The organism is Streptomyces sp. NBC_01450 (assembly GCF_036227505.1).
Taxonomy (GTDB): domain Bacteria; phylum Actinomycetota; class Actinomycetes; order Streptomycetales; family Streptomycetaceae; genus Streptomyces.
The window spans coordinates 8,591,136-8,609,682 of the sequence record NZ_CP109480.1 but is presented as its reverse complement, the minus strand read 5'-3'; the positions used below and the strand labels follow the sequence as shown (position 1 = coordinate 8,609,682).

At 70.5% G+C, this 18,547-nt stretch carries 16 protein-coding genes and 1 pseudogene; 12 read left to right on the top strand and 5 right to left on the bottom strand.

Going from position 1 to position 18,547, the window contains the following annotated elements; translation table 11 throughout:
- Nucleotides 1-26: 26 nt before the first annotated feature.
- Nucleotides 27-1,682: a serine/threonine-protein kinase gene (locus OG568_RS38260; protein WP_266415750.1), complete on the top strand. Its 1,656-nt coding sequence runs from the start codon at nt 27-29 to the stop codon at nt 1,680-1,682.
- Between the two features lie 7 nt (nt 1,683-1,689).
- Here OG568_RS38260 and OG568_RS38255 read toward each other — a convergent pair whose 3' ends face one another.
- A complete protein-coding gene (locus OG568_RS38255) occupies nt 1,690-2,496 on the bottom strand; it encodes an SGNH/GDSL hydrolase family protein (protein ID WP_266581456.1) in 807 nt (268 codons plus the stop codon).
- A 439-nt stretch (nt 2,497-2,935) separates the two neighbouring features.
- On the opposite strand from OG568_RS38255, the pseudogene OG568_RS38250 reads away from it, so the two are divergent.
- The 6 genes and pseudogenes from OG568_RS38250 to OG568_RS38225 all read left to right on the top strand — a co-directional run.
- Nucleotides 2,936-3,975, top strand: a pseudogene (locus OG568_RS38250) (S8 family peptidase); the annotation flags it as partial.
- A gap of 134 nt (nt 3,976-4,109) precedes the next feature.
- Nucleotides 4,110-4,625: a hypothetical protein gene (locus OG568_RS38245; RefSeq protein WP_329534843.1), complete on the top strand. Its 516-nt coding sequence runs from the start codon at nt 4,110-4,112 to the stop codon at nt 4,623-4,625.
- A 412-nt stretch (nt 4,626-5,037) separates the two neighbouring features.
- Nucleotides 5,038-5,856 (top strand): glycosyltransferase family 2 protein, encoded by an 819-nt coding sequence (locus tag OG568_RS38240; RefSeq protein ID WP_266581460.1) that lies wholly within the window; start codon nt 5,038-5,040, stop codon nt 5,854-5,856.
- A complete protein-coding gene (locus OG568_RS38235) occupies nt 5,853-6,869 on the top strand; it encodes a glycosyltransferase family 2 protein (RefSeq protein WP_266415744.1) in 1,017 nt (338 codons plus the stop codon). Before OG568_RS38240 ends, OG568_RS38235 begins: the two co-directional genes overlap by 4 nt.
- Nucleotides 6,870-6,912: 43 nt before the next feature.
- On the top strand, nt 6,913-7,713 hold the full coding sequence (locus tag OG568_RS38230) for a polysaccharide deacetylase family protein (RefSeq protein ID WP_266415742.1): 801 nt from the start codon (nt 6,913-6,915) through the stop codon (nt 7,711-7,713).
- Entirely contained in the window at nt 7,706-11,572 is a 3,867-nt protein-coding gene (locus tag OG568_RS38225; protein ID WP_329534842.1) for a lipopolysaccharide biosynthesis protein, read from the top strand. Before OG568_RS38230 ends, OG568_RS38225 begins: the two co-directional genes overlap by 8 nt.
- A gap of 48 nt (nt 11,573-11,620) precedes the next feature.
- On the opposite strand, the gene OG568_RS38220 is transcribed toward OG568_RS38225, so the two are convergent.
- Nucleotides 11,621-13,042: a GH39 family glycosyl hydrolase gene (locus OG568_RS38220; RefSeq protein WP_329534841.1), complete on the bottom strand. Its 1,422-nt coding sequence runs from the start codon at nt 13,040-13,042 to the stop codon at nt 11,621-11,623.
- Nucleotides 13,043-13,200: 158 nt separating this feature from the next.
- Here OG568_RS38220 and OG568_RS38215 point away from each other — a divergent pair, with 158 nt between their 5' ends.
- A complete protein-coding gene (locus OG568_RS38215) occupies nt 13,201-14,295 on the top strand; it encodes a DUF5925 domain-containing protein (protein ID WP_266415735.1) in 1,095 nt (364 codons plus the stop codon).
- A gap of 35 nt (nt 14,296-14,330) precedes the next feature.
- Nucleotides 14,331-15,104 (top strand): DUF72 domain-containing protein, encoded by a 774-nt coding sequence (locus OG568_RS38210; protein ID WP_329369925.1) that lies wholly within the window; start codon nt 14,331-14,333, stop codon nt 15,102-15,104.
- On the opposite strand, the gene OG568_RS38205 is transcribed toward OG568_RS38210, so the two are convergent.
- Nucleotides 15,092-15,460: a GntR family transcriptional regulator gene (locus OG568_RS38205; protein WP_329534840.1), complete on the bottom strand. Its 369-nt coding sequence runs from the start codon at nt 15,458-15,460 to the stop codon at nt 15,092-15,094. The two genes, OG568_RS38210 and OG568_RS38205, sit on opposite strands and share 13 nt — an antisense overlap.
- A gap of 71 nt (nt 15,461-15,531) precedes the next feature.
- On the opposite strand from OG568_RS38205, the gene OG568_RS38200 reads away from it, so the two are divergent.
- Together OG568_RS38200 and OG568_RS38195 are read left to right on the top strand one after the other, a co-directional pair.
- Nucleotides 15,532-16,461 (top strand): GNAT family N-acetyltransferase, encoded by a 930-nt coding sequence (locus tag OG568_RS38200; RefSeq protein WP_329534839.1) that lies wholly within the window; start codon nt 15,532-15,534, stop codon nt 16,459-16,461.
- Complete coding sequence (locus OG568_RS38195) at nt 16,442-16,942, top strand: DUF402 domain-containing protein (protein WP_329534838.1); 501 nt, start codon at nt 16,442-16,444, stop codon at nt 16,940-16,942. Before OG568_RS38200 ends, OG568_RS38195 begins: the two co-directional genes overlap by 20 nt.
- Before the next feature lie 56 nt (nt 16,943-16,998).
- Here OG568_RS38195 and OG568_RS38190 read toward each other — a convergent pair whose 3' ends face one another.
- The gene (locus OG568_RS38190) at nt 16,999-17,751 is read right to left on the bottom strand and encodes a class I SAM-dependent methyltransferase (RefSeq protein ID WP_329534837.1); all 753 of its coding nucleotides are present in this window, start codon (nt 17,749-17,751) and stop codon (nt 16,999-17,001) included.
- A gap of 137 nt (nt 17,752-17,888) precedes the next feature.
- Here OG568_RS38190 and OG568_RS38185 point away from each other — a divergent pair, with 137 nt between their 5' ends.
- Nucleotides 17,889-18,023: a hypothetical protein gene (locus tag OG568_RS38185; protein WP_266415725.1), complete on the top strand. Its 135-nt coding sequence runs from the start codon at nt 17,889-17,891 to the stop codon at nt 18,021-18,023.
- Between the two features lie 52 nt (nt 18,024-18,075).
- Here OG568_RS38185 and OG568_RS38180 read toward each other — a convergent pair whose 3' ends face one another.
- A complete protein-coding gene (locus OG568_RS38180; protein WP_266581477.1) occupies nt 18,076-18,537 on the bottom strand; it encodes a GNAT family N-acetyltransferase in 462 nt (153 codons plus the stop codon).
- Nucleotides 18,538-18,547 lie beyond the last annotated feature (10 nt).

The window sequence follows — 18,547 nt, the reverse complement described above, 5'->3', positions numbered from 1 at the left end:
CAGCGGATACGAATGGGGGGACACCCGTGTCCGAAGAGCCGGGCAGTGAACGTGTGATCGCGGGCCGCTATCGCCTCCTCTCCCCTTTGGGTGAGGGCGGGATGGGGACCGTGTGGCGCGCGCTTGACGAGGTGCTGCACCGCGAGGTCGCCGTCAAGGAGGTCCGTGCGCCCGCCGGGATCCCGGCGCACGACGTGGAGCGGATGTACGCCCGTCTGGAGCGCGAGGCCTGGGCCGCGGCCCGGGTCGCGAACCGCAACGTGGTGACGGTGTACGACGTGGCGACGCAGGACGGCCGCCCCTGGATCGTGATGGAGCTCGTCCGTGGCGTCTCCCTCTCCGATCTGCTGGACTCCGAGGGCCCGCAGTCGCCGCAGCGCGCCGCCGACATCGGCGCCGAGGTGCTCTCCGCACTGCGCGCCGCGCACGAGGCCGGGGTGCTGCACCGCGATGTGAAGCCGGCGAACGTGCTGCTGTCGAACGAGGGCCGGGTCGTCCTCACGGACTTCGGTATCGCGACGGTCGAGGGCAGTTCGGCGCTGACGATGACGGGCGAGGTGATCGGTTCGCCCGAGTTCCTCGCTCCCGAGCGGGCGCTCGGTCGTACGCCCGGGCCCGAGTCCGACCTGTGGTCGCTCGGGGTCCTGTTGTACGCGACGGTCGAGGGCAACTCGCCCTTCCGCCACAACACCCCGCTGAGCACCCTGCGGGCCATCGTCGACGAGCCGCTGCCGCCGCCGCGCCGCGCGGGGCCGCTCACGCCCGTGATCGAGGGTCTGCTGAGGAAGGACCCGGCCGAGCGGCTGAGCGCCGCGCAGGCGGAGAGCGATCTGCGGCTCGTCGCCGCGGGCGGCTCCCCGGCCGCGGGCCCGCCGTCGCCGACCGCCCAGTCGCCGACGATCTCCTCGTTCTCCCACCCCGCGCACGAGCCGCCGGGATTCGGACCTCCCGTCCCGCCGTCCCGGACCTACCCGCAGGGACCGCAGCCGGGTCACACGCCGTACCCGCCGCCCAACGACACCCCCACCTCCACGGAGCCCGTACGCAACCGGCGCGCGGCCGCCGCCGTGATCGCGGGCGTGATCGTACTCGCGCTCGCGCTGGGCGGACTGACGTACGCCTTGATAAACCGTGACAACGGCGGCGGGAGCAACAACGACAGCAGTGGGAGTGGCACCAAGAGCGGTGCCGGAGACGGGAGTTCGCCGTCCGCGAGCAGAAGCGCGAGCAACACGGCCGCGCCCGGCGGCGTCACTCCCTCGGCCAGTCCGTCGAGCAGCGCCCGTACGAGCTCGCCGCCGGCCCAGTCCGTGCAGGTGACGGTCGCGGGTGCGCACACCGATTATTCCGGTTCCTGCCCGCCGCCCCAGGCACAGGCTCCGACCTTCACGGCGACCTTCACGGTGGGCCGGGTGCCGGTGGACGTCGAGTACCGCTGGGTGCTGAAGACGGGTGAGGTGTCCGATCCGGGCTGGAAGACCCTGTCGTTCCCGTCGGACGGTGGCAGGACCAAGCAGAAGTCGATCTTCTTGACGACGTACAACTCGAGCGGGACCTTCCAGAACGAGATCAGCGTGGAGGTCCGGAGCCCCGTCAGGACGACGTCCAACTCGGTGCCGTTCTCGGTGACGTGTGTGACGGAGACCCCGTCGGACGAGGCCTCCGCTTCCACGTCTCCGTGAGGGATGGTCAGGCGACCGAGGTGAAGACCGGCAGATAACCGCCGGAGTGGCCGGCCGCGGTCGGGTGGTACGACTCGGTGATGTTCAGCAGGTTCAGACTGTGCAACCAGGCGCTGCCTGAACAGAGTTCGTGCCCGGTGAAGGTGGTCCTGACGTCGCCGAAGGTGAAGCCGTGGTCGGCGGCGCGCTTGGCGAGGGCGCTGTCCAGGTAGTCGGCGGCGCCGTTGATCGCGGCGCGCTTGGTGTCGGAGAGACCGAGGCAGGTCGCGCCCAGCTTGTAGAACCTGGGGTAGCCGAGGACGACCACATGGGCGGCGGGTGCCTTCGCGCTGATCGCGGAGTAGACGGAGTCGAGTTGGGCGGGGAGCGTGGAGTCGACGTAAGCCTTGGCGGTGGCGATGCGGGACAGGCAGCCGCTGTCGGACTGGAGCACACACGTCGTCATGACGTCCGCGAAGCCCGCGTCGTTGCCGCCGATGCTGATGGAGACGAGGCCGGTGGAGGAGCTGAGCGGGCCCAGCTGGTTCGCCAGGACATCACCCGTACGGGCGCCCGAGCAGGCCGTGAAGTCGAACGACGAGGGTGAATGGGCGGCGGCCCAGAGATAGGGGTACGCCTTCGTGCTGCGCAAGCAGTCGCCGCTGGCGCTGATGTAGCTGCCCGCGCCGACACCGGACGAATAGGAGTCGCCGAGGGCCACATACCCGGTGGCCGCGACGGTTCCGGACGCCTGCGCCGTCGCGGCCCCGGTGAGGGCGACGCCGACGGCGAGGAGGAGTGAGGTCACGTATGCCGTAATTCGGGAACGTCTCATGGAACCTCCCTTTAGCAGGATCTCTGCCACAACTGTCGTAGCAGCTACGCGTGTTGACAGGAAGTGTCCATGCCAAGACTTTTCAACCTCTATTGGGACGTGCCCCACGAGCTCACCGCAAGTTCGATCAGAGACGGGCGTCAGGGACACACCCAGCCGCCGAACCCATCGCAATATCGAACCTCCGCCCGGGGCGCCATCCCTCAGCGTGGAGATCAGGGGTAACGGCCGGGATGGACGTAGTACCGCTGCTAATCTCGGCTTGTCCGACGACGGGGTTGTCGGATCTACCGCCGGACGGGCGGAAAGTGACGCCTGTGGAGGCTCATGTAAGACCGCTCCCCTCGGGGCACGGCAAGGGCCTGTGAAGCAGGAACCCTCGGTGGTACCGCGCAGCGGTGCGGACCGGAATCGTCCACCTCCGGGCGGACGAGGGCGTCAAATCGTCACGCTCAAGAAGAGCGTGACGCGAAGGCCGTCTCCACCGAGAGCAACGGCCTGGTCCCGAGTCGGCGGCGCCGCGCAGAAGACGTTCGGCGCCGCCCTCGACCGCCACGCCAGCGCCACCGAGGCCAAGAGACTCGCCGCAGGCCGGCGGTGGCCTCCGTCGAGCAGAACCAGACGGTGCGCCTCACCGACACCACCCAGTCCAGCGCTCCCTGGGGCCTGGACCGCGTCGACCAGACCTCGCTGCCGCTCTCCGGCACGTACACCTACCCGGACACGGCGGGCAGCGGCGTGACGGCGTACGTCATCGACACCGGCGTGCGGATCACACACTCCCAGATCAGCGGCCGGGCGTCCTACGGCTATGACGCCGTGGACGGCGACAGCACCGCCCAGGACGGCAACGGTCACGGCACCCACGTGGCCACCACCATCGCGGGCTCGACCTACGGCGTCGCCAAGAAGGCGAAGATCGTGGCAGTGCGCGTGCTCGACAACTCCGGCTCCGGCACCACCGCCGGCGTGATCGCGGGCATCGACTGGGTGACCGACAACCACAGCGGCCCCTCGGTCGCCAACATGTCGCTCGGCGGCGGCGCCTCCACCTCACTGGACAACGCCGTGGCGAGCTCCATCGCGAGTGGCGTGACCTACGCGGTCGCGGCGGGCAACAACAGCGCCAGCGCCTCCTCCTACTCCCCCGCCCGGGTCGGCGCGGCGATCACCGTCGGCGCCACCACCAGCACGGACGCCAAGGCCAGTTACTCCAACTACGGCTCCGTCCTGGACCTCTTCGCCCCCGGCTCCTCCATCACGGCGGGCTGGAACACCAGCGACACCGCCACGAACACCATCTCCGGTACGTCGATGGCCACCCCGCACGTCGCGGGCGCGGCCGCCGTCTACCTCGCGGGCCACACCTCCGCCACCCCGGCGCAGGTCGCCACCGCACTGGTGAACGGCGCCACGACGGGCAAAGTCACCAGCCCGGGCACCGGCTCCCCGAACCGGCTGCTGAAGATCGTCCCGTGACACCCCAGGAAGATCGTCTCGTAACACCCCAACTCGCCTGACCCGTACCGCGGTTCCCCGGAGGCAGCCGGCGCCTCCGGGGAACACTCCGTCCACACTCGCGCCGGATGTTTGAAGTCGACCAAGAAGCGTCCATGAGCGCCGACCGCATCTTGACGACCCCCAGCCCGCTGCGCGACATTGAAGCCCGGCATCCGGCGCTTCGGGGGGCAAAGTCGCCAATGCAGACCATAGGCATCAAGTCACCTTCATCAGACAGTGACAAGCGGTCGGGACAGGATCCGGGGAGGGACCTGGTCCCCCTGTTCGCGGGCGTGGCGGTGGCCGTCGCGGGGGTCGGCGCGGTGCTCGCGCTCGCCGACGTGGACGCGTCCCTGCGCGGCCCGTTCACACTCTTCTTCCTGCTCGCCGCACCAGGAGCCGCCATCGCGGCCGCGCTGCGCGGGCTGGATCCCCTCGCCCGCACGGTGGTGTCCGTCGCGGGAGCGATCGCCGTCGACCTCCTCGTCGCCCAGGGCATGCTGGCGGTGCACCGGTGGTCGGTCCGTGGCGGAATCGTGGCCGTGACGGCGATCAGCACGCTTGTTCTCCTGCTGGTGGTGGTACGGCAACTACGCAAGCGGATGGGGAAAATCCGTTCGAGTCGTTAGGTAACGGCCAAACCAACAAAAACGTGAGACGCCGTTCCAGGCCTTGCCATATGGACGCAATCGTCAATACCGTCATACATCTCACCCGCATCGGACCATCACGCACATGCGATCTAGGGGAGGGCTCAAGATCGCGAAGAGGGCCCGGCGCGGGGCGCGGTAGGGGGGTGCCGTGCTCGGTGACCACACTTGTGCCGAGTCGTGCCGCGCGACCGGTTTCCGTATCCGGAATTCCGTCCTCGGGTTTCCGTCCTCGGACTTCCGCCTTCGGAATCGGCCAGCTTTGCCAGCTCACCCGGCATGCACGGAGATCCATTTCGTCATGCCGTAAGTGAGAACCCCCCTTTCGAACCGGACTAAAAGCCGGACCGCCCAGGGGCGGGCGGTCCACCGGACGAGAGGGACCAGACTCATGAGTTCAGTCCTGCGCCCAGCCGTATCGGGCGAAGATCTTTTAATGGCCGGCAAATACCGGCCGATCTCCTCTCACCTGGCCATAGCGCCACCGGTGAGTGTCGTGATTCCCGCCATGAATGAGGCGGAGAATCTCCCGTACGTCTTCAAGACCCTTCCCGACTGGATACATGAAGTGGTTCTTGTCGACGGCAATTCCACTGACAACACCGTCGAGGTGGCCCGGGAACTGTGGCCCGACGTCAAAGTCGTCGAGCAGCAGGGAAAGGGCAAGGGCGACGCCCTGATCACCGGATTCGAGGCGTGCACCGGCGACATCATCGTGATGGTCGACGCGGACGGCTCGGCCGACGGGAACGAGATCGTGTCGTATGTGTCCGCACTGGTGTCCGGGGCGGACTTCGCCAAGGGCTCGCGGTTCGCCAATGGCGGCGGCACCTCCGACATGACGCCGATACGCAAGCTGGGCAACAGAGTGCTGTGCGCGGCCGTCAACGCCAAGTTCGGCGCCCGCTACACCGACCTCTGCTACGGCTACAACGCGTTCTGGCGGCATTGCCTGGACGAGATCGAACTCGACTGCACCGGTTTCGAGGTCGAGACCCTGATGAACATCCGGGTGGTCAAGGCCGGACTGAAAGTGCAGGAGATTCCCAGCCACGAGTACCTCCGCATCCACGGCACGAGCAATCTGCGGGCCGTGCGGGACGGGTTCCGGGTGCTCAAGGTGATCATGGGTGAGCGTTCCAACCGGCGCGCGCTGCGCCGCAGGCCGCACGCCGCCCAGCTCGACTCGGGTCAGGGAGAGGTGTCTTGAGCGGTCCCGACATCTCTGTGGTGATCTGCGTCTACACCGAGGACCGCTGGGAGGACATCCTCGCGGCGGTCTCCTCGGTGCGGGCGCAGTCGCTGCCCGCCCTGGAGACGCTCCTCGTCGTGGACCACAACGCCACGCTGCTCGACCGGCTGAGCAGGGAGTACAAGGAGGCCGACGCGGTACGGGTGCTCGCCAACGCGGGCCCGCGCGGCCTGTCCGCGGGCCGTAACACCGGGATCGCCGTCGCGCGCGGCGAGATCATCGCGTTCCTCGACGACGACGCCGTGGCCGAGCGCGACTGGCTGCGCCACTTCGCCTCGGGGTACGCCGACCCACGGGTCATGGCCGTCGGCGGCCGTACGATGCCGATCTGGGCGTCGGGCCGCCGGCCCGCCTGGTTCCCCGAGGAGTTCGACTGGGTGGTGGGCTGCACGTACAAGGGGCTGCCGCCGGGCCGGGTCCAGGTCCGCAACGTCCTGGGCGGAAACGCTTCTTTCCGTCGTACGGCCTTCGACGCGGCGGGCGGCTTCGCGACCGGCATCGGCCGCGACGGCGACAAGCGTCCGCTGGGCTGCGAGGAGACGGAGCTGTGCATCCGCCTCACCCGCGCCCGCCCGGACGCGATCCTGCTGATCGACGACCGCGCGGTCATCCATCACCGGGTACCGCAGCCGCGCGAGCACTTCGCGTACTTCCGCACCCGCGCCTATGCCGAGGGCCTTTCCAAGGCCCTGGTCGCCCGAAGCGTCGGCGCCGACAAGGGCCTCGAGTCGGAACGCCGCTACGCGACCCGCGTCCTGCCCGCCGGGGTGGCCCGCGGACTGCGTGACGCCCTGCTCGCCCGCCCGGGCGGCGCGGGGCGCGCGGGCGCCATCGTGGCCGGGGTTCTGACGGCGGCCGGGGGGTACGTACTCGGCAGCGTCCGGGCCCGCCGGGGCGGCGCCACGTTCACCGTGGCCGAGATCGAGAACGGGGCCGGGAGCGGTCCGGGACGCGAGGGGGCGGCGGCATGAGCACAGGAGGACCCCCGCGGGTCGCGGGAGGTGTGGCGGCCCCATGAACGACACTCCCGTACCCATCCTCATGTACCACTCCATCGCCGCCGCGCCCAATGACGCGACGCGTGAACTGTCCGTCGGGCCCGAGGCGTTCGCCGAGCAGATGGCGCTGCTGGGCGACCAGGGGTTCACCCCGGTCGACACAGCGGCGCTGGCGGCGCGTTGGCGCTCCGGCCGGCCGCTGCCGCGACGCCCCGTGCTGATCACCTTCGACGACGGATACGAGGGCGTGCACCGGCACGGGCTGCCCGTGCTGGCCAAACACGGCTTCGCGTCGACGCTGTTCGTCTCGACGGGATGGATCAAGGGCGCGTACGACACCGGAGGCGGCCTCGACGCCATGCTGAGCTGGGATCAGGTGCGCGAACTCGCCGCCGGGCAGGTCGAGATCGGCGGGCACAGCCACACACACCCGCAGCTGGACCAGCTCACCGACGACGCGCTCCGGTTCGAGGTGCTGCGCTGCAAGGAGATCATCGCCGACGAGCTGGGCACCCGCCCGGCCTCGTTCGCGTACCCGTACGGCTACTCCAGCCGCCGGGTGCGTCACGTGGTGCGGGAGACGGGCTTCGCCCAGTCGCTCGCCGTCGGCAACGGCCTGGCGCGCCGCCGCCAGGGCCCGTACGCCCTGCAACGCGTCACCGTGCGCCGCGGCACCGGTATCGAGGAGTTCGAGCGGCTGGTCGAGGGCCGCGCGATCGCCCGCAATTTCGCCCGGGACCGCGCCCTCACCAAGGGGTACGCCATGGTCCGAAGAGCACGACAGGTCCGGCGGAAGGCCATCCGTTCCCGTGTCTGACACGACGACCACAGCCCAGGCTTCATCGCCCACCGCCGAGGCGCCCGAGCAGCGGCCCGGGCGCCGCCTCCGCCTGCCCGGCCGGGGCCGCAAGGACGGCAGCGGCGGAGGCAACCAACTCTTCCGCAACGCCTACGCCCTGATGCTCAACACCGGGATCTCCGCGGTGCTCGGGCTCGGGTACTGGCTGATCGCCGCCCGCTACTACTCCGCCTCCGCGGTCGGCCAGGGTTCCGCCGCGATCGCCGCGATGAAGCTCCTCGCGGGCCTGACCGCCGTGACCCTGACCGGCGCCCTGGCCCGCTTCATCCCCGTCGCGGGCCGCGCCACCGGACGCCTCATCTTCCGCACGTACGCTGGCAGTTCGGTGGTCGTGGCGGTGGCCGGCGGCGTCTTCCTGCTGACACTGGACATGTGGGGCCCCTCGTACCGCTTCCTGCACGGCCCGCTCAACGGCCTCGGCTTCGTCCTGGCGGTCGTCGCCTGGTCGCTGCTGACCCTGCAGGACGGCGTACTGACCGGACTGCGCAGCGCGCTGTGGGTGCCGGTGGGCAACACCGTGTTCTCCGCGGTGAAGCTGGCACTGCTGGTCGGGCTCGCCGCCGCGATCCCGACGACGGGCGTCTTCGTCTCCTGGGTCGCCGCGATCGCCCTGTCGGTGGTACCGCTCGGCCTGCTGGTCTTCCGTCGGCTGGTCCCCCGGCACATCAAGGCGACCGAGGAGCGCGCGAACCCGCCCACGCTCAAGGAGGTCGGTCGCTTCCTGGCCGGCGACTACACCGGCTCGCTCTTCTCGCTCGCCGTGGTCTATCTCGTCCCGGTGATCGTCGCCTCGCAGGTCAGCTCCTCCGACAACGCGTACTTCTACATCACCACGACGATAGGCGGCACGGTCAACCTGCTCGCCATCAACATGGGCGCCTCGCTGACCGTCGAGGGCTCGCACGACCCGGCGCGGCTCGCCGCGAACACCCGGGCCGCGCTCAAGCGCATGGCGCGGATCATGCTGCCGGTGTGCGGGCTGCTGTTCGTCGGGGCGCCGTTCATCCTGCACGTCTTCGGCGACGGCTACGCGCACGCGGCGACCCCGCTGCTGCGCTGGTTCGCGGTCGGCGCGCTGCTGCGGGTCGTCATGGAGACGTACTTCGCGGTGCTGCGCGCCCAGAGCCGCACCTCCGGACTCGCCTATCTGCAGGGCCTGCTGTGCGTCCTGGTCCTCGGCCTGACGGTGACCCTGCTCCCCCGGATGGGGCTGACCGGGGCGGGCGTCGCGGAGATCTCCAGCCTCGCGGTGATCGTGTCGATCGCCGCGCCCAAGCTGTTCAAGATCGTACGGACCGCGCCGCCCGCCGAACTCCCGGCGGGCGCGGCACCGGACGGGGACCTCGCCGACCTGGGCGCGCGCGACGTGCCCGTGGCCAAGCCGCGCGAGGCGAAGCGGGGGCCCGCCTGGGCGCTCGACTCCGACACCCTCGCCCTCGGCGTGCACGTCGACTTCGACCACCAGGAACGCCGACCGGACGTCCGCCCGGGACCCGGCACTCCGCCCACGGGCACGCCCAAGGTGCGCACAGACCACCGCCCGACCTGGGCGCTGAAGCCGCAACTGCCCTCAGTGGGGCTGCCGGTGGAGGCGCGGGAGCCGGGCTCGGAGGCTTCCCTGGGCCCGGCGGAAGCGCCGGAAGTCGACGCTCCCTTCGAGACAGACGGTTCGGACAGCGCCCCGACAGGGGTGCGGGGCGGGACATCAAGCGGGGCCGCCGCGTGGGCGCGACCAGCCACCACCGACCCGCAGCCGGCAGACGACACACCCCCACCCCCACCACCTCTCCGCGACCGCCTGCGGCACCCTTCCAAACCCGGCGTGCTCCTCGGCTTCCTGCTGATCTCCGCGCTGCTCCTCTACTGGGTCCCGGCACTGAGCCTCGACGACGCCTCCCTCGACAAGATGGGCGGCCTCGGCCTCATCTCGATCCTCCCGCTGCCCACCCTCGTGGGCGCGGCCCTGCTCATCACGGTCTTCGCCTCGCTGCTCTGGATGAACCGCGAGCACAAGGGCCTGCTGTTCATCACCCTGCTCGCCACCGTGGTCTCCCTGCACGCGCTCCCCGCGGTCATCGAGACCGAGCCACGGTTCGCCACCGCCTGGCAGCACCTCGGCTTCATCGACTACATCGACCGCACCGGATCCGCCGTACCCGACCTGGACGCCCGCTGGAGCTGGCCGGGCTTCTTCGCGGGGGCCGCGTTCGTCGCCAAGGCCTGCGGTGTCAGCGACCTCACCGAGGTGATCCGCTGGTGGCCGCTGACCATACAGCTGCTCTACCTGGCCCCGATGTTCCTGCTCGTGCGTTCCATGCGGGCGAGCTGGCGCGCCAAGTGGACCGGCATCTGGATCTTCGTGCTGAGCGGCTGGGTCGGCCAGGACTACTTCTCCCCGCAGGGCTTCACCTATCTCCTCTACCTCGCCTTCGTGGCGATCCTGCTGGTGTGGTTCCGGGCGCCGCGCGTCCTGTGGACGAAGGCGCGCCCCGGCGAGGCGGAGGTCGAGCCGACCGACCGGCGCCAGCAGGCAGTGCTCCTCATGGTGCTGATCGGCCTGTTCGCGGCGAGCGTCCCGGCGCACCAACTCACCCCGTTCGTGATGCTCGGGGTGCTCGCGGTCCTCGTCCTCGTGGGCCGGTCCGAGCTGCGCGGGCTGCCGATCCTGTTCGCCGTCCTGGTCTCCGTCTGGATCGGCTTCATGGCCGAGCCCTACTGGTCGGGCCACTTCAACGACCTGTTCGGCGGGGTCGGCGGCGTCGGCAGCAATGTGTCGACCTCCGTCTCCGGCCGTATCCAGGGCGGCAGTTCGACCCACAAACTCGTCCTCTACGCGCGCGTGCTGCTCGCCGGCGGTGTGATGGCCTTCGCCTGCTGGGGCTGGTGGCGGCGGCGCGACCACAAGTACCGCGAGCGGTCACTGATCGTCCTGACCTTCGTCCCGTTCCTGGGCTTCGGCATGCAGTCGTACGGCGGCGAGATGGCCCTGCGGGTCTTCATGTTCGCCCTGCCGGGCGCGGCGCTGCTGGCCGGGCTCGCCCTCTTCCCGCGCACCGGCGTCACCGCGAAGGAGCGTGAGAAGGACCGGGTGACCCTCGCCCCGCTCGCCGCGCTCATGGCGGGGCTGCTCCTCATGGGCGGCTTCCTGGTGGCCCGCTGGGGCAACGAGTCCTTCGAGCGGATCCGGCCGGGCGAGGTCACGGCCATGGACTACGTGTACGCGCACGACAAGCCGACCGTACGGCTGCTGTGGCTGAGCAACGACACGGTCAACAACGTGACGCCCGCGATGCCGTGGGGCACCCGGGACATGGAGAAGGTGCAGTACGTGCCGACGCTGGCGCCGAGTGACCCGGTGCTGGTGTCCGGGTTGGTCAAGTCGCTCAAGGACGCCGGCCCGAACTCGTACCTCATGATCAACCGCAGTCAGGTGGTCTACCTCCAGATGGACGTGGGCTATTCGGCGACCTGGGAGTCGCGGCTCATCCGCAACCTCGACGACCGGCAGGACCTGAAGAAGGTCCTCGTCAACGACGACGTGACGATGTACGCGCTACGCAAGCAGCCCGCGGGCAAGGTGCCCGAGCCCGATCCGGGACCGATCGGACCCCAGATCACCTGGACTCCGTGGTCGGTGGTCGGCGCGCTGGCGGCCGTGGCGCTCATCATCATGCTGACGGCGCGGGAGGTCGTACGGGTCGCGGTGCGGCCGAGTGTGCGGCAGTTGCGGTGGCTGCAGAGCAGCTTCTGGTTCTCGCTGCCGCTGCTGGCGGTGCTGCTGGCCTCGCTCGTGCAGCGGTTCCTGACCATGAAGTAGGACGAGGTCCAGCCAGGCGGTGGCTCACCCGGACCCGGGATCACGGGTTCAGCGGGTGAGCCACTTCACTTCGTAGGCCTTCATGTCGAACCGCTTGCCGTCCACCTGCGCGTTGATGGACCGGTTGAGGGTGTTGACGACGAGGACGGCCTTGTCGGTGGCGAGGACACGGACGTTGGGCACGTCGTCAGGGGCCACGGACACCGTCGCGTACTTGGTGCCGGGTGCGAACGCCCGGCTGAAGCGGGAGACGAGGTCGAGCATGGGCAGGGCCGCGCCGCCGCCGGCGCTGTCGGTCGGCGTCCACAGGCAGCCCGCGCAGTCGGTGCCCTTCTCCTTCTCCGGGTTCCAGTAGAAGCCGGAGGTGGCGCCGCCGCGGGCCATGCCGATCAGGCCGGCGGCCTGGACGGCGACGCGGTGGGCCTCGGACCAGCCCGTGCGCTCGTCGTTGCCGTCGGCGGGCTCGACGTAGTACTCGGCCCACCACAGCGGCAGGCCGTGGGTCTGCTCGCGCACCCACCGGCTGACGGCGGTGAACTTGTCGGTGGCCGCGAACTCGTTCGGGAGCAGGTCGTCGTCGTTGGTGTAGCTGGAGCCGTCGACGACGACGAAGTCGGCGCCCACCTTGTTCTTGTTCCAGTAGTCGAAGGCGTCGAGGACCCGCTGGTCCATGGTGCCCCAGGTGCCCTTCAGGGTCGTCGAGGCGTTCTCCGTCTGGCGCGGGTCGACGCTGTCCATGACGAGGTAGGGCCCGCCGACCAGGATGTCCTTGTTGACCTTCTTGAGCGCCTTGTAGACGAGGTTGTAGAGCTCGGTGTAGCCCTCGTAGTCCCAGCGTGCCTTGCTGTTGTTCCAGAAGCCCTTGAACTCGTTCCAGACGATGAAGTGACGGACGTCCGGATAGCGCTTGGCGACGGTCGCGGCCAGCGCGGCGAAGTCCGCGTAGTGGGCGCGGTCCGGGGCGGTCTCCAGGGCGGCCTGGCTCCAGTCCGTGTTGTTCGCGCCGGGCTTGCCGCCCTTCATCCAGTCCGGGGAGCAGCACAGGGTGACGACCGGGGTCCCGCCGGACTTCCGCATGAAGTCGATACGGCGGTCCATCTCCGAGAAGTCGTAACGCCCCTTGGAGGGTTCGGGGTTGCCCGCCCCCCACCCCATGATGTGCTGGATCTGTGGCAGCGACTGCTTCTCCAGCAGACCCTCGACGCGCTGGGTGGCCGTGTCACTGCCCTGGTCGGCACTGTACTGGGTGTGGGTGAAGCCCCAGCCCACCTCCGGTTGCGACGTTTCGGGCGGGGTGACGGGGGTGCCGTGCACCTTGTCCCCGTCGCGGGTGGTGCCCGCGGTGCTCGCACCGCCCCCGGGCAGGGTGTTGAGCAAGGTCACCACCAGGGCCAGAGCGGCCACTCCCACGCCGAGCAGCGCGGTGAGCCGCCACCGCCGTGCCCCCGAATTCCACCCATGACGTCCCATCAAGGGCAACAGTAACGGCGGGGATCGGCCGCGGGACAGGTCTTGTAAGACCACAGCCGTGTAACAGGACGGAGGGGATACGGGCAGACACAGGCGACACACAGGACGCACCGCGGAAACCGGGTGCACGGCGCGCCCGCGTGACGGATCATGGCGGCATGTCTGCCAACCCACACGACGCACTGCCGATCCGGCTCAACGTCGACGACAGCGACTCGCCGTCGGACGTCGTCGACGCGCTGTTCCTCGGCCGCTTCGCGACGGGCGAGCAGCCGCACTCGCACGCGGCGAACATCGACCGCGTACGGTCCGGGGCGACGCTCCTCCCGCCGGGCGCCCGCGTGCTGCGCTCGGCCCGCGACGACGACCGCAGCGCCACGCTCGCCGAGGGCGACGGCTGGACCCTGCTCGTGTCCCGCTGGAACCGGGGCGCCGATGTCACGGTCACCGCGACCAGCGTCGAACTGGCCGAGAAGATCCTCGACCAGGCCACGGACGGCGCGGCGGACGAGCCCGAACCCCAGCCGGAGAACGTGACGATGGGGTTCTGGTACGTCTCCCCGCGCCGGGGCCCGCACCGCACCACCCGGCAGATCTCCGCGGGTACGTGGGAGGAGGTGCGGCCGAACTACACGGCGCCGGTGGCGGACGCCATGGACCGGCTGATGAAGACGACACCCGAGGACATCGCGGGCCGGCTGCTGTTGCTGCACGGTCCGCCCGGCACGGGCAAGACCTCGGCCCTGCGCACCCTGGCCCGCTCCTGGCGCGACTGGTGCCAGGTGGACTGCGTCCTGGACCCGGAGCGACTCTTCTCCGACGTCGGGTATCTGATGGACATCGCGATCGGCGAGGAGGACGGCCCGGGCAAGGGCCGCTGGCGGCTGCTCCTGCTGGAGGACTGCGACGAGCTGATCCGCGGCGAGGCCAAGCACACCGCGGGCCAGGCGCTCTCGCGGCTGCTCAACCTCACCGACGGGCTCCTCGGCCAGGGCCGCAACGTGCTCGTGGGCGTCACGACCAACGAGGACCTGGAGCGCCTCCACCCCGCCGTGGTCCGTCCCGGCCGCTGCCTCGCCCGGATCGAGGTCGGCGCGCTGACCCGCCCGGAGGCGGTGAGCTGGCTGGGCACGGAGGAGGGCGTCGGCCGCGAGGGCGCGACCCTGGCCGAGCTGTACGCGCTGCGCCGGGGCACCACGCCGACGTCGGTGCCGGACCAGCGGGAGGGCGCGGACGCGGGGCTCTATCTGTAGCTGCCCGGAACTCCGCGTGGTGCTTTGATGGTCGTATGACCCTGTTCGTGGGCACGTCGGGGTGGCAGTACAAGGACTGGCGCGGCGTCCTGTACCCGGACGGGGTGCCCATGCGGCTCTGGCTGGAGGAGTACGCGGCACGGTTCGCCACGGTCGAGATCAACAACGCCTTCTACCGGCTGCCGACGCGCGAGACCTTCGAGAGCTGGCGGGAGCGCACTCCGCCGGACTTCGTCGTCGCCCTCAAGGCGAGCCGCTATCTGACGCACATCAAACGGCTGCGTGACCCGGCGGAGCCGGTCGACCGGCTGCTGAGCCACGCCGCCGGGCTCGGTGACCGCCTGGGCCCGGTCCTGCTCCAGCTCCCGCCCACACTGCACGCCGACCCCGCCCTTCTCGACGAGTGCCTCGGCCGCTTCCCCGCCGACGTCCGGGTCGCGGTCGAACCGCGCCACGACTCCTGGTGGACACCGGAGGTGCGCAAGGTACTGGAGTCGCGGGGCGCCGCCCTCTGCTGGGCCGATGTACAGGCCCGCCCCGTGACGCCCCTGTGGCGGACCGCCGACTGGGGCTACCTCCGCTTCCACGAGGGCCGCGCCCTGCCGTGGCCGCGCTACGGCCGCCAGTCCCTGACGACCTGGGTAGGGCGCGTCACGGACGCCTGGTCCGACGACCACCCGGTGTACGCGTACTTCAACAACGACCCGAACGCGGCGGCGGTCCACGACGCGGCGGCCTTCGCCCGGGCGGCGAGGACAACGGGCCTGACGGTGACCCGGACGCCGGACGACCGGCCTCAGGGCCGGTAGGCCGCCCGCAGGGCATCGCGTACGGCGTCCAGCGCGGCGGACTCGGAGAGGCCGAGGCGGTGCACGCGCTCGGCGTACGCCTGTGCGGCCGACGCCGCTTCACGCTCCGCCGCCGAGCCCGCGGCGGCGACGAACGTCCCGTTGCGTCCGCGCGTCTCGACCACCCCGTCCGACTCCAGCGCCCGGTAGGCCTTGGCAACCGTGTTGGCGGCGAGGCCGAGCTCCTCGGCCAGCCCCCGCACGGTGGGCAGTTTGTAGCCGACCGGCAGCGCGCCGGACCGCGCCTGCTCGGAGATCTGGGCACGCACCTGTTCGTAGGGCGCGGCCCCCTCATCGATGTGGATCTTCAGCGTCACGGAGCGATTGTCCCGTACCGGACGGAAAATGAGAGGCACTCGCACACACCTCGCGCGTAGCGTCCATCCCCATGACTGTGATCGTTCGCGAGCTGCTCGGCGAGGTCCCGGCAGACACCGAGGGCTTCGCCCATATCCGTCACCTGGCCCTGCCGTTCATGATCCAGACAGGCGAGTCCGTCGCGTACGACGTGGCGCACGCCCACCCCGACGCCCACTACCGGCCGTTGCTGGCCGAGGAGGACGGCGAGCTCATCGGTACGGCGCAGGTCGGCCTGGTGTACGACAGCCCCGACCCGGGCAACGGCCACCTTCACGTCTATGTGCACCCCGAGCGGCTGGGCCGGGGCGCTGGATCACTGCTCGTGAGCACCGCCGAGGAGCGACTGGCCGCGCTGGGCGCGACGAAGATCCACACCTGGGTCCTGGACCGGCCCGCGAACCGGGCCTTCGCGGAGAAGCACGGCTACCGCGCGAGCCGCTCCGCGCACTTCCTCCGCCTCGACCTGGCGAACGGCACCCTGCCGCCGCTCGAAGCACCGCCCAAGGGCGTCGAGCTGCGCACAGCCGCGGACTTCGCGGACGACCCGCGCCCGCTGTTCGAACTGGACGCGGAGACCTTGCTGGACGAACCGAGCGACGTCGACCGCGAGTTCACGGACTTCGAGGCCTGGCTGGAGGAGACCTGGAACCATCCCCTCCTCAGCCATGACCTGACCTCGGTCGCGGTGGTCGACGGCCGCCCCGCCGCGTTCAGCGCGGCCCGCACCGACGGCGCCACCCGCTACGGCACCGTCATGACCGGCACCGCCCGCGCCCACCGCGGCCGCGGTCTCGCCAAGCTCGCCAAGAACGACTCCCTGCACCGCGCCCGGGCCGCCGGTCTCACAGAGGCCTTCACCGGCAACGACGCCGGCAACGGGCCGATGCTGGCGATCAACAAGTGGTTCGGCTACGAGGTCTGCGCGACGGAGGTGACGTATGTCCGCGAACTCGGCTGACACCCCGGCCACGGTGGAGGTCGTCCTCGTCAAGTCCGGCCGTACGAAGATCCGTTACCCGGCCGAGCTGCTCGCCGACGACGGCACCCGCGTCACCGTGCGCGCGCCGTGGGCGGGCGAGGGGGTCCGCGACTTCGGCTTCGTACGGTTCGAGCCGGGCGATGTCTTCACCGAGTACTACTGGCGGGACCGCTGGTACGCGGTCAAGGAGGTCCGGGACGCCGAGGGCGTACGGAAGGGCTGGTACTGCGACATCACCCGCCCGGCCACCCTCTCCGGCGGCGAACTGGTCGTCGAGGACCTCGACCTGGACCTGTGGCGCTCCGCCGACGGCACGGACGTACTGCGCCTGGACGAGGACGAGTTCGCCGCGAGCGGCCTCGCGACCACCGACCCGCGGGCCGCGACCGCCGCGCGCGACGCCCTCGACGCCCTCGAACTCCTGGCCCGCGGGGGCGACTTCGAGGCACTGCTCGACTAGGGACAGGCCCTGGAACCCGGCAGCCGCCCGTCGGACGACCGCCGGGTCCCCGCTGGTCAGATGTGGGCCACCACCGCGTACCTCTCGTCCGCCACCTCGCGCCCCCACAGCCGCGCGTCGTCGGACAGCCGCTCCACCCGGAGGTCCGAGGTCAGGGGTTCCAGCAGGGCGGCCAGCCGGTCCGCGGGTATGCCCACCGGGCTCAGCGTTCCCCACACGCCCTCGACCAGGACGAGCCGCCCTCCGGGACGCAGCAGCCCGTGCCAGTGCCGCAGGACGCGCTCGGGGTCGGGCAGGGCCCACAGGACGTGCCGGACGAGCACGACGTCGAACCGCTGCTCACCGACGGGTGGTGCCGTCGCGTCACCCAGGAGGAACACCGCGTCACGCCCGGCGAGCTTGGCGCGGGCCAGGTCGACCATGCGGGGCGCGCGGTCGATCCCGGTGACGTGGTGTCCCCGCTCGGCCGCGAGGAGCGACAGGCTGCCGGTGCCGCAGCCCAGGTCGAGGACGTCGGACGGGGTCTCGGGCAGCCAGGCACTCAGCCGCTCCGCCCAGGCCTCCCGCACGGCGGCGTCGCGCAGCCCGTGGTCGGGTTCGTCGTCGAAGGTGTCGGCCTCGGCATCCCAGTCCACCCGGTCCACGCCGTCCGCCGGGTCCACGCTCCCGTCCGCGCCCGACCGCACGCCGTCGCGCTCCGCGTTCACGTCGCCGCGCTCCGTGATCGCGTCGCCGGGCCCCGATCTCACCTCGTCCTGACACGGTTCGACACCGCTCTGACCTGGATTCATGTCGCTGTAACTCGCCATGTGCCCCAGAGTGACACCCACCACTGACAGTCGAATCGTGACAGCCGCCACAGACAGATCCCGACCGATGAGCAACTCTCCCGGAAAGGGTCTACCTCCGTACAACCGCGGAACCCGGTAGGCACAAGGAGGCAGCCATGCGCCGTGTGACCGTGCAGAAGCCCCTGAGGAAGTCGCAGTCCCGCCGAGTGCGGGACGAGGCCGACGAGCGTCCGGCCGAGCGTCCGGAGGTCCGAAAGGACATCCACCGCACGTGGTGGCCGGACGGGTGAGCGGCCCGGGCCGCGCGCCCCGGCACAGAGACACGCCCCAGCACGGAAACCGTCAGTCGAGCCGCTTGCGGTAGTGGATCCGGTCGTACCGGCCGTCCACGCGGCGCTCGACGACCTCGTACCCGTACTTCGGGTAGATCTTCTGGTTCTCCCACATCATCGCGTTCGTGTAGAGCCTGACCTCGGACAGTCCGAGCGCACGCGCGTGTGCGTCCACGAACGCCAGCAGCCGTCGCCCGACGCCCTTGCCATGGGCGTCGGGGTGGACGGCGACGCTGTCGAGGAAGAGATGGTCCTCGCGCGCCTCGATCACCACGAGGCCCGTCACCGGTTCCCCCGTGACGAATACCCGCCCCTCGGCCACGTTCGCCGCGTGGTCCGCCTCCATGGGCGCCGGCACCACTCCGATGCGCTCGATGTAGTGGTGGTAGGCGGCGTCGGTCACCGCCTTCACGGCGGTCAGGTCGGCGGCGGTGGCCGGGCGGATCTCCGGTTCGTTCCGGGCGTCTGTCATGCCCCGAACG